Below are 11,885 nucleotides of genomic sequence, written 5' to 3' on the forward strand. Positions count from 1 at the left end.
ATTCATGGCCGAAACGGGTGCACATTTCAAAAAACAATGATAAAGCCGCGACGGTCATTGGTTTTCGATGGCCGCAAAGATCAAACCAGAAAGTAAAAGGTTATGTCCAGGTTCAAGTCCGATTTCCTCCGCACGCTCGATGAGCGCGGCTTCATTCACCAGATCTCCGATGAGGCAGGTCTCGACGAACTGTTCGCCAAGGAAACCGTGACCGCCTATATCGGCTATGACCCGACGGCTTCGAGTTTGCATGTCGGCCACCTCACCCAGATCATGATGCTGCACTGGATGCAGAAGACCGGCCACCAGCCGATCTCGCTGATGGGCGGCGGCACCGGCATGGTCGGCGATCCCTCCTTCAAGGAAGAGGCCCGCAAGCTGATGACCATCGACATGATCGAAGACAACATCACCTCGCTCAAGCATGTCTTCGCCAACTACCTCGATTACGATCGCGCCGAGAACCCGGCACTGATGATCAACAATGCCGACTGGCTGCGCGGCCTCAACTACCTCGAATTCCTGCGCGATGTCGGCCGCCACTTCTCGGTCAACCGCATGCTGTCCTTCGACAGCGTGAAGACGCGCCTCGACCGCGAACAGTCACTGTCCTTCCTCGAATTCAACTACATGATCCTGCAGGCCTACGATTTCGTGGAGCTGAACCAGCGCACCGGCTGCCGCCTGCAGATGGGCGGTTCCGACCAGTGGGGCAACATCATCAACGGCATCGATCTCGGTCACCGCATGGGGACACCGCAGCTCTACGCCCTGACCTCGCCGCTTCTGACCACCTCCTCCGGTGCGAAGATGGGCAAGTCGGCTTCCGGCGCGGTGTGGCTGAACAAGGACCTGCTGCCGGTCTATGATTTCTGGCAATACTGGCGCAACACGGAAGATGCGGACGTGGTTCGCTTTGCGAAACTCTTCACCACGCTGCCGATGGATGAGATCGCCCGTCTCGCCGCCCTTGGCGGATCGGAGATCAACGAGGCGAAGAAAATCCTCGCGACCGAAGTGACGGCCATCCTGCATGGCCGCGCGGCGGCGGAAGAAGCGGCCGAGACGGCGCGCAAGACCTTCGAAGAAGGTGCGCTCGCCGAAAACCTGCCCTCCATCGAGGTTCCGGCATCCGAACTCGAAGCCGGCCTCGGCGTCCTGTCGCTCATCGTCCGCGCCGGCCTCGCCGGCTCGAACGGCGAGGCCCGCCGCCACGTTCAGGGCGGTGCGGTAAAGATCAACGACATTGGCGTTTCGGATGAGCGCCAGACGGTCGGTTCCGGTGAAATCACCGGCGACGGCGTCATCAAGCTGTCGGTCGGCAAGAAGAAGCACGTTCTGGTTCGCCCGGCGTGACACCCGCGCCAGACCTGTTACCAAGGGCCGCGAAAGCGGCCCTTTTTTTATTGGAACTCGAAAATCTGCCGGAAGACGCCCGGCGCGATCAGCGAAAGCGGATTGATCGTCAGCTTCGGCTGGTCCGTCTGGCCGGAGAGCTTGAAAGTGATGCCGAGCAAGCCCCGGTCGCGGCCATTGCCGAGGAAGATGCCGATGAAGGGCAGCTCGCCGAACAGCCGGTTCAGGCCATAGGCGGGCATGAAGGTGCCGGTCATGTCCATACGGCCGCTCTGGTCCTTCAAAAGCCCCTGGAAAGTCGCACCAATCTGCTCGCCGCGCACGACGCCGTTTTCCACCGCCACCGAACCGTTGACGTAAACGACCCGGGCAAAACCGCGCTGGAATTTTTCCGAGCTGACATCGATATTGCGGCGCACCGCATTGTTGAGGCTCCTGCCGTCCTCGCCCGTCGGCGTGGCGACAATGTCCTGCAGCTTGGCTTCGTTGACGACGGCAAAATTGCGCAGGTCGAGCGATCCGCTCCAGTCGCTGCCATTGGAGGTCGTCAGCGCAAGGTTGAGAAGGCCGCCACGAATGCGGCTGTAGATATTGGCGAAACGGGCAAGCGAACCCGCATCGCTGCTGGTCAGCGTCACGGTTCCCGTCGCCCCGCGATTGACAGTCTGCGCCACCACCGCCTGGCCGTTGCCGGTGACGCCACGGAAATCGACGGAGCGAACCTTGCCATCCCGCACGCTGACATCGGAACTGACATTGGCAAGGATTTCATCGTTGAACCCGTAGACCTTGTCGAATTGCGTCTTGATGGCAAGGGATGGCTGCGAACGCGACGTCCCGTCGCCGCTGCCGGAAGAGCTGCGAAGCTTCGAGAGGAAAGGCCTGACATCGGCGGATTTCCCCGATGCATTGATGATATAGCCGTTCTTCGAAGCGGCGACCGAAACGGCGTAATTATCGGAGGGCGAAAGCTGCACGCGGCTGAGATCGGCGGAAATCAGCCCGTTCTTGCTGAAGGCGATATCGCCGGCAGCGCCGAAGCCGTCGCCGTCGAGCGAGAAGTCGCTGATCGTCGTGCGCCCGTCTCCCATTTCCATGGTGAAGGCGGCGCTGGCGGGAATGCCGATGCCCTTGCTCCAGCCGAGCCCCGGCAGAATGATCGACGCCTTGGTCAGATCGAGCCGGATATCCTGGCGTTTCGGGTCGGCGCCGTCGATTTCAATCGCCGTCGTGCCGCCGAGGACCGTGGAAAGTTCCGGAGCGAGCTTGGCAACCTGCGTTTCGTTCAAGCTTGCCTTCAGCGACAGCGTCGGCGCGATATCGCTGTTCTTACTCACCGGCTCCGTCATCACGATGTCCATCGGCACGTCGTCCACGCGGCCTCTGCCCTCCAGTTTGAGCTGTCGGTCGTCCAGCGTCATGAAACCGTCGAGCGCAGTCACCTTGTGGCCCGCAAAGGGCTTGGTCAGCGACAGGTTCTTCAGATCGAGATCGGCCGTCCACACCGGCGGAGGCGGGTTATGGCTGGAAAGCAGGCCAACGGTCAGGTTAGCATGGGCTTTGACATCGCCGGTGAAATCCTCCGGCTTGAACTGCGTATTCTTGAGCGCATTGATGGGTTTGAGCGCCGCAAGCTCGGCCACGGCATCGGCCGAGCCCGAAACGTTCAGTTCGAGATTTCCGAGCAGCGGCTTGTCGTAAACAGCGGAAATGAGAAAACGGCTGTTTTCCAGCGCAAGCGACCGGTTCGACGGGAAATAGGATGTTCCCCGCTTGATATCGACGGCCATCTTGCCGCCCACGAGATCGAAATGCGCGTCGACATCGCGCAACGGTGGAATGTCGCCGGTGGTATTGAGACGCGTATCGTCTATATCGAAACGGATCTGCATTTCGCTTTCGCCGAGCACCAGCGGGCAACCGGGGCCGCACATCCGCCCTTGCGGTATGAAGATAGCGATTGAACCATTGGTGACGGTGCCGCCGTAGAGATTGGAGACCACCCAGTCGCGCGGCTTGTGCGCCATCCAGAACGGCCAGAGCTGCTTGACCGCCGTGGCCTCCATCTTCGGAATCTGCCCGCCGAAGCTGATTTCCGGCGACCCCTGGCCGAACCGGATTTTCAGCGATCCCGCCATGTCTCCGAGCGGGCCTGTCACATAAAGCGAGGGAACGTCGAGCTGCTTCGTCGCCGCCGTAAAATGCCCGTCCGCCTTCAGGCTGAAAGGAACCGGGGCCTCGCCCGAAGCTTCGGACGAAGCAACGGCGTTGTCGATCCGCAGCGAAAGGCCGAAACCTTCTTCCGTATCGCTGATTTCACCGGCGACCGGAAGAATTGTCCGCCCAAGCTCCAGCCGCGAATTGTCGATGACAAGGGTGCTTTTGGCAAAGTCATAACGCGCGTGGACGTTGCCAGCCGTAAAGGTCTGGGACTCGCCGCCGATCATCAGCGTTCCATTGCCGAGGCCGAGCGCAATCTCCAGCTGTGGCTCCTGCCCTTCCATGGCGCGCCGAGCGACAATATTGATACCCGTCTTGACGTTCAGGCCTTCATGGAGATTTCCGTCGGGATCGTATTTCTCAAGAAACGGGCCGATATCGAAACCGTCGATGCGGGCTTCAAAACCGTCTATCCGGCCACCCGATCCCGAAGTCTGCAGCGACACGCTGGCAATTTCACCGTTGAATAGCGTTTCTCCATCGAGCGAATATCCGCCCTGCTGATCGGGCGTCAGCGACAGTTCACGCACTTCGACGGTGCGCGGCTTGCCCAACTCTCCGGGTGGCAGGTGAATCGAAACGCTGGAAATATCGATTTCCTCGGTTCCGCTGCTCAGAAAAGCCTGAGCGAGCTTGTCGAGCTGCCCGAAGGCCTCCTGCAATTGCTGCGGCACGGCGTCGAGCTTGACGCTGGCGAGATCGAACCCGTTACCCTTGGGCAAAAGGGCCGTATCGAGCTCCATCCCGTCGGCCTCGAGGCTTTCCACCGAGACACGGCCGGTCAGAAGCGCAAGCGGATCGAGCGCCATGCCGATTGCCCGCGCCCGGCTCATATGCTGGCCGGATTCCTTCTCGATGATATCCACGTCCTCCGCCACCAGCGCAAGGCGCAGCCCGGTGGAAAACCTGATCGCCGAAGAACCGATCCGCGCGCTGTAATGGGGGCCGAGTGCCCTTTCCAGCGCCTGCTGCGCCTGGCTGGAAAGCGTCGCGTCGATCGATCCCGTCTCGACGGAAAGAATGATGCCGCCGATGGACAGGAAGGCCAGCACGAAAAGCGCTGCGAAAAGCTTGATGAAGGCGCGCACCATGGAGCGCGGCGCCGGGCAATGCACGATGATGGGATCTTCGGCCTGCGCCGAAGGAAGATCGTGCAGCGCAATGATATCGCGTCTGCCGAACTTGACCTTTTCACCCCTGACTTCAGCCATACGCCCGTATTTGCCCTTGAATAGCTTTGTTTCGCCGCAACACCGAAGCGGGATGGCGAAAAGTGTAAGCGGTTTTCGTCCGGAATCCCGCTTTAATTCTTTAGCCCGGATAACGATTGAGATTTAAGATCGTTCGACCTGAAATCTAAATAGTGATCTGGACGACGCGCGGTTTCGCTATATATCGAATGTGGCGACTTTTCCTCAACATCCCGGCGAAAGAAAGGTAGATTATGACAGACTTGACGATTGGCGGCCCGGCTCCCGATTTTACTTTGCCCCGCAACGGTGAAGGGACGGTGACATTGTCCAAACTGCAAGGCAAGGCCGTCATCCTCTATTTCTATCCGAAGGACGATACTTCCGGCTGCACCGCAGAAGCCATCGACTTCAGCGCGCTGGGCGGCGAATTCGAGGCAGCCAACGCCGTCGTCATCGGCATTTCGCCCGACAGCGTCAAAAGCCACGACAAGTTTGCGGCAAAACATTCGCTATCCGTCATGCTCGCTTCCGACGAAGAGAGGAAGGTTCTGGAAGCCTATGGCGTCTGGAAGGAAAAAAGCATGTATGGCAAAAAATACATGGGCGTCGAACGCACGACCGTCCTCGTTGCCCCGGATGGAAAAATCGCGGAAATCTGGAACAAGGTGAAGGTCGCGGGCCACGCCCAGGCCGTTCTCGAAGCTGTCAAGAAGCTCTGAGGGACCAACCCGTCGTGACGCCCCCGTTCAAAATCATCTCGCTGCGAGGCGGCGCGACGGATGCCATCGTGAGCGCCGATCTCGACAGAAAGACCGCACTCGCGCAGGAAACGGCGACACGCTGGTTCGAGCGCCGCCTGTCGCTGCGCTCGCCTCTCGACCCGCCGCTGCCCGAGCGGCCGGGCAGACCCGAGAAACCGGAACTCGTGCCGCCAACCGCCGTGGAACGCCGCTCCCTTCACAGCGTCAGGGGCCGCATCGCGCTGCTGCACGCCATAGCCCATATCGAACTCAACGCCGTCGATCTCGCGCTCGATATTGTCGCCCGTTATGCCAGCGAGCCGGTGCCGCATTCCTTTTTCGACGGCTGGATGCAGGTCGCCTTCGAGGAGGCGAAACATTTCCGGCTGGTGCGGGACAGGCTGAGAAGCCTCGGCGCCGACTATGGCGATCTGCCGGCCCATGACGGGCTCTGGCAGGCCGCGCATTCCACCCGCAACGATCTCACCGCACGGCTCGCCGTCGTCCCGCTCATCCTGGAAGCGCGCGGACTGGACGTCACCCCTTCCCTGCAGGCGAAGATGCGTGAGACGGGCGATCTCGAAAGCGCCGCCGTTCTCGATGTCATCTATAATGACGAAAAGGGCCATGTCGCCATCGGCGCGAAATGGTTCCGGTTCCTGTGCGCCCGTGAAAAGAAGGAACCGGCCGCAACCTTCAGGCAGCTGGTGCGCGCGAATTTCCGCGGCCCTTTGAAACCGCCCTTCAACGACATCGCCCGCGCCGAGGCCGGCCTGACGCCTTCCTTTTACCGCTCGCTCACATCCGTCAGCCAATAGCCGACACCGCCAAAAAGCCTCTCCGGCAAAACTTCGTTAACCTTAACGAATTATGATTTCCCTTAAGAAATCGGCCAGTCCGGAGAGAGATTGTGACTGATACGGCGGAAAACCGGGTATTCGGCAAAAAGCGTGAGCCTCACGTGCTCATTCTCGCGCGCGGCGACAGGGTGCGGCACATGACCATCCGTCCGTGGATGGCGGCGCTTGCCGGCTGCACGATCGGCCTTTTCTCGCTCGGTTATCTCGGAGCCACAGGCTATCTCATTTTGCGTGACGACCTGATCGGCGCGACCATGGCCCGCCAGACCCGCATGCAGAACGACTATGAAGACCGCATTGCAGCGCTGAGAGCTCAGGTGGACCGTGTCACCTCCCGGCAATTGCTCGATCAACAGGTCGTTGAAAAGAAAGTGGAAAAGCTGCTGGAACAGCAGGCGGCGCTGACCTCGCGGCACGGCCGAATGAGCGAATTGCTGGAGCGCGCCGAAAATTCCGGCATCGCCGCCTCCCCGGCCGCGCCCTCTTCTCTTTCGAACGCCATGGCGCCGGAAAAACGCGCTGACCTCTCCGGCGGCCTTTCAGCCATCGAAAAGCTGATGACGCCACGCAAGCCGCAGGCGGAAAAGCCCGCCACACCGGACAGACGCGCCGCCTATGTACCCGAAGCCGGCGAAACGCCGTCCGACCGGGCCGACCGGGTGTTTTCCAAGGTGACACTGTCGCTGAAGGATATCGAACGCCAGCAGATATCGCGCATCGCCAGACTGACCAGCGACGCCGAGGACAAGGCGAATGCGATGCAGGACATCATCCGGCAGGCAGGCCTGAAAATCGAAGAGAACGGCAACGATGACATAGGCGGCCCCTATGCCGACCCCGAGCGCGGTGACACCGATCCTTTCAACCTGTCGCTCACCAATCTCGACAATGCGTTGAACCGGCTCGACATCGTCAAGGAAACCGCGACCACCCTGCCCTTCGGCAACCCGGCCCCTGGCCGGGCGATCACCAGCCGATTCGGCAACCGGATGGATCCGTTTCTCGGCCGCCCGGCCCTGCATACCGGCATCGATTTTCGTGCTGAAACCGGTGCTGACGTCAAATCCACCGGCGCGGGCAAGGTGACGGTCGCGGAAAATTCCGGCGGCTACGGCAATATGGTAGAAATCGATCACGGCCAGGGCGTCTCGACGCGATTCGGCCATCTCTCCGCGATTCTGGTGAAAGCCGGCGACAGGGTCGAGGCCGGCGACGTCATCGGCCGCGCCGGCAGCACCGGCCGCTCCACCGGTCCGCATGTGCATTACGAGGTGCGCCGCAACGATACGCCAGTCGATCCGATGCGGTTCCTGATCGCCGGAACGGAACTCAAAACCTATTTAAAATAGCAGCCCGATTTTAATGCTTTTTTTGCGCTTTTTACGATAAATCGCTGAAATCTGCACCAAAGGCCAAGATGCCCCGCCCGAACCCCGCTGTTTCGCGCGCTTTTCCCGTTGTTTCCTTGACTTTCCGGCAATTTGGGCATATCCCCGCGCCAAGTCTTTGCAAGTGCCGTCGCGGCACGCAGGTGTTCTTACCGAACCAGAACGGAAAAAGTTCTTCCTTTGACAACATTCTCTGATCTTGGCCTGAGCCAAAAAGTTCTTTCCGCTATTGCAGATGCCGGCTACACGACGCCGACACCCATTCAGGCTGGCGCCATTCCGCCGGCACTGGAAAAGCGTGATATCTGCGGTATCGCACAGACCGGCACGGGCAAAACCGCGTCCTTCGTTCTGCCGATGCTCACCCTGCTCGAGAAGGGCCGCGCCCGCGCCAGAATGCCGCGCACGCTGATCCTTGAGCCGACCCGTGAGCTGGCAGCGCAGGTGGCGGAGAACTTCGAGAAATACGGCAAGAATCACAAGCTGAACGTCGCGCTCCTGATCGGCGGCGTTTCCTTCGAAGACCAGGACCGCAAGCTTGAGCGCGGCGCCGATGTGCTGATCTGCACCCCCGGCCGCCTTCTCGACCATTGCGAGCGCGGCAAGCTTTTGATGACCGGCGTGGAAATCCTCGTCATCGACGAAGCCGACCGTATGCTGGATATGGGCTTCATTCCCGATATCGAGCGTATCGCCAAGATGATCCCGTTTACCCGGCAGACGCTGTTCTTCTCGGCCACCATGCCGCCGGAAATCCAGAAGCTGGCCGACCGGTTCCTGCAGAACCCCGTTCGTGTCGAGGTCGCCAAGCCCTCCTCCACGGCAAAGACCGTTGCCCAGCGCATCGTTGCCGCGCACAACAAGGACTATGAAAAGCGCGCCGTGCTGCGCGATCTCGTCCGCGCCGAAGAAGCCGAACTGAAGAACGCCATCATCTTCTGCAACCGCAAGAAGGATGTGGCCGACCTCTTCCGTTCGCTCGACCGTCACGGTTTTTCCGTCGGCGCGCTGCATGGCGACATGGACCAGCGTTCGCGCACCACGATGCTGCAGAACTTCAAGGACGGCAATCTGAAGCTGCTCGTCGCCTCCGACGTTGCCGCACGCGGCCTGGACATCCCCGATGTCAGCCACGTCTTCAACTTCGATATTCCCATTCATTCGGAAGACTATGTCCACCGCATCGGCCGTACCGGTCGTGCCGGCCGCTCGGGCAAGGCCTTCACCATCGTCACCAGGAGCGACACGAAGTATCTCGACGCGATCGAAAAGCTGATCGGCGAAAAGATCGAGTGGCAGAACGGTGACCTCTCCACCCTTCCCGCGCCCATGGAAAGCTTTGAAAGCAATTCCGGCCGCCGGGGCAAGGAACGGGGCGGCAGGGGCCGCGACCGCAACCGTCGCGACGCAGCGCCGGTCGAAAACATCAATCAGGGTGCACAATCCGCTGCGGACACGGACATCGCGGCTCATGGAGACGACAAGGTGAAAGCAGAACGCAAGCAGGAAAAGACCCCGCGCAATTCCGACCGCAACAGCCGCAATCCGCTGCACGCCAATGACGACAACCGCGACCGCCGCCGCCATTATCGCGACCATGACGATGGCCCGACACCGGTTGGCTTCGGCGACGACATCCCCGCTTTCATGCTGATCGTGGCCAACGCCAAGGCCTGACCGCGGGAATGGACAGCATGACGCCGACCTCCAGGCCAGGTCTCGATTTTCCGGGTGTCGGCGTCGGCCTCGCCATCATGCGTGACGGCCGCGTGCTTTTATGCCGGCGTCTGAAGGCGCCGGAAGCCGGATACTGGAGCATTCCGGGCGGCAAGGTCGATCACCTTGAAACTTCCCTCGCCGCGGCACGCCGCGAGGCCGAAGAAGAAACCGGGCTCAAGATCGGCAACGTCGAATTCCTCTGCCATAGCGAATTCATCGATCCGGAAGATCGCCACCACTGGGTTTCGCTGATCTTCGTCACCCACGATGCGCAGGGTGAGCCGGCACTGACCGAACCCGACAAGCTTTCCGCCATCGGCTGGTTCGATCCGGATAAGCTTCCCGAACCCATCTCCGCCTTTGCCAGGGACGCCCTGGCCGCCCTTAAATAAAGCCGCACAGACGGCCGACCGAACTCGCTCGCAGGCGATAATGTCCGTCAACCGGCATTATCAAGCAGTTATTTTGATGTGTACTTCGGAGCCAGCGTCGCTCCCTCCGCGCGATATCTTTTCCATAAATTCGAAAATGAAAGAACGTCTTTGCGCAGGAGTTTCCTAATTCAATTTTAAATTGCTTAAATTAGCTCCACGTAAAAAACCGCCCCAGTTTCCCGAAGCGGTTTATACGTAATGAAAAAAATAGAATATGAAACCCAATATAGTCTGGCAGTGCTTATATTCGGAACACTTTCCGAGGCCTATTACAGCCAATTTCAGTCGTCCCCTGAAACAGTTACATCTAAGCTAATCATTTACTTTCCGTCAAGCAAATCTTCTCGCAAATGCGAAAAAACCGCGAGGAAAAACTTGCGCGCGCCATGAAGCTTTACATATTTTGAATATATATCAGCAAGTTAGGAAAATGGGAATAAAATGTGCATTTTTGTGGGCTGCACTCTAGAAGGCAGACTTAATAGCTCACGTTTCCCAAATTGCATCTCTACTCCACAAATATAATAGTTTTATAAAGCAATACCGTCGTTCATCCTCGCTGACGTCTTCTCGCCTTGGAAACAGGTAGATGATTAAGATTCTGTGGGAAATCAACGACAACGATCATCTTCAGCCTCCGACGGTAAAAACAACTTAAAATTGACGCATGTGGCGTTTTTTCCGACGCAGACTCGAGGCTGCACGGAGGCAACATCCCATTGCGATGTTAAATCCCTGAATTCATGCAGTTACAGCTTCGATATAATCAGTCGGATGCCAAGAATGATAAGCCCCCACATTAAAATGGAGACGATTAAAACCAATAATAAAAACCTGCACCTAAAATAAATTATGATATTTTTGACAATATTCTCCATTTTCTTTCCATGATGGTACGCCGTTGGCTGCCAAATACATTTGGCGTGGAAGAAATTCCGATCAGTGATGTCTTTCTTCTCTTGGCTTTATCGCGGGGGAAATCACGACCATCGCCATCACGACAATCGCGAACAACAAAATAAATGGGCACAAAACGAGCATTGCAAGGCCCTTAGTCGCCGAACCGAATACTTTGCGTAGCAACCCTGACCTTTCAACGCGCATCGCGGCCGCCTTTTTAGAGATCTGTGTCTCCAGAAATTGTCGTCAACGCTTCACAATCGAATCGTCTTGAAGACCGCGAACGATCATCAAGCATTCAACGGCGAGATATTTGATTCTATGCAATGGAACGAAGCGTGCGCTCTATCTTGCTGATGCCTTTAACACAGTGCTAAATAACCTATTAAAACAAGTGCGTCCTGGCAGACGCGCTCCCAATGAATGACATGCGAACACAGAGAGGATTAAATTACATTTGGATTTTTGTAAACTCCATTTGTGATTTAATTTGAAGGAATTTGGCCAGGAAAGAAGTCGAGCCCAAGACAGCCCTAGGAAAACGCCTCCGTGCTGTGAGGGCGGCGTTCGATATCGATGACCGGGATGTCTTCGCCAACCGACTGGCAATCAGCAAAAGCGGGCTGGCGCATTATGAGCGGGGCGAACGCGTGCCCGATGCCGAACTGCTTTCCGCGTACCACAGGGAATTTGGCGTGAACATATCATGGCTGGTGACGGGACATGGAGATATGTTCGAAGGTGGGCAATCGGCGAGCGCAGACTATAGCTCACATCAGCTTTTAGTGGATCTGATCAATCCTCTCGGAAGATTGATCAACAAAGTTTACCGCGACCATGAGGTGAGGATAACCGACGATCAGCGCTTCGCGGAGTTGACCAGATGGCATAATAATTTGACCCGCCGCGCCGGCTCATCCTTCGATTGGAACGATCTTATGTCCCAGTTGCCGTGGGTAGAGCAAAGCCTTGGAGAGGAGTTGCTCTCCAGGCGCACAAGCCCGGAAACCAGCAAAAGATCGGCGAGCTGATCCTCACAAACAATGCAGACACACGGGGCAATTTGATGGTTTTG

At 58.2% G+C, this 11,885-nt stretch carries 8 protein-coding genes; 7 read left to right on the forward strand and 1 reads right to left on the reverse strand.

The genetic code is table 11. The features are described from left to right. The first annotated feature begins 102 nt into the window (after positions 1-102). A complete protein-coding gene (gene tyrS, locus PIB16_RS17225) occupies positions 103-1,356 on the forward strand; it encodes a tyrosine--tRNA ligase (protein ID WP_078052788.1) in 1,254 nt (417 codons plus the stop codon). Between the two features lie 47 nt (positions 1,357-1,403). Here tyrS and PIB16_RS17230 read toward each other — a convergent pair whose 3' ends face one another. After that, a complete protein-coding gene (locus PIB16_RS17230; protein WP_271046024.1) occupies positions 1,404-4,787 on the reverse strand; it encodes a YhdP family protein in 3,384 nt (1,127 codons plus the stop codon). 233 nt (positions 4,788-5,020) lie between these two features. On the opposite strand from PIB16_RS17230, the gene PIB16_RS17235 reads away from it, so the two are divergent. The 6 genes from PIB16_RS17235 to PIB16_RS17260 all read left to right on the forward strand — a co-directional run bounded on the left by PIB16_RS17235 (position 5,021) and on the right by PIB16_RS17260 (position 11,841). Further along, a complete protein-coding gene (locus PIB16_RS17235) occupies positions 5,021-5,488 on the forward strand; it encodes a peroxiredoxin (protein ID WP_020810868.1) in 468 nt (155 codons plus the stop codon). A 14-nt stretch (positions 5,489-5,502) separates the two neighbouring features. Then, on the forward strand, positions 5,503-6,327 hold the full coding sequence (locus PIB16_RS17240) for a ferritin-like domain-containing protein (protein ID WP_271046025.1): 825 nt from the start codon (positions 5,503-5,505) through the stop codon (positions 6,325-6,327). A 92-nt stretch (positions 6,328-6,419) separates the two neighbouring features. Next, complete coding sequence (locus tag PIB16_RS17245) at positions 6,420-7,718, forward strand: M23 family metallopeptidase (RefSeq protein ID WP_080856485.1); 1,299 nt, start codon at positions 6,420-6,422, stop codon at positions 7,716-7,718. Positions 7,719-7,937: 219 nt separating this feature from the next. Continuing rightward, the gene (locus PIB16_RS17250; protein WP_003520451.1) at positions 7,938-9,434 is read left to right on the forward strand and encodes a DEAD/DEAH box helicase; all 1,497 of its coding nucleotides are present in this window, start codon (positions 7,938-7,940) and stop codon (positions 9,432-9,434) included. Between the two features lie 8 nt (positions 9,435-9,442). Next, positions 9,443-9,868, forward strand: coding sequence for an NUDIX domain-containing protein (locus PIB16_RS17255; protein ID WP_065655198.1), 426 nt, complete (start codon positions 9,443-9,445; stop codon positions 9,866-9,868). A 1,442-nt stretch (positions 9,869-11,310) separates the two neighbouring features. Then, a complete protein-coding gene (locus PIB16_RS17260) occupies positions 11,311-11,841 on the forward strand; it encodes a helix-turn-helix domain-containing protein (protein WP_078052784.1) in 531 nt (176 codons plus the stop codon). The last annotated feature ends 44 nt before the right edge of the window (positions 11,842-11,885 follow it).

The organism is Agrobacterium sp. ST15.13.015 (genome assembly GCF_027871645.1).
Lineage (GTDB): Bacteria > Pseudomonadota > Alphaproteobacteria > Rhizobiales > Rhizobiaceae > Agrobacterium > Agrobacterium leguminum.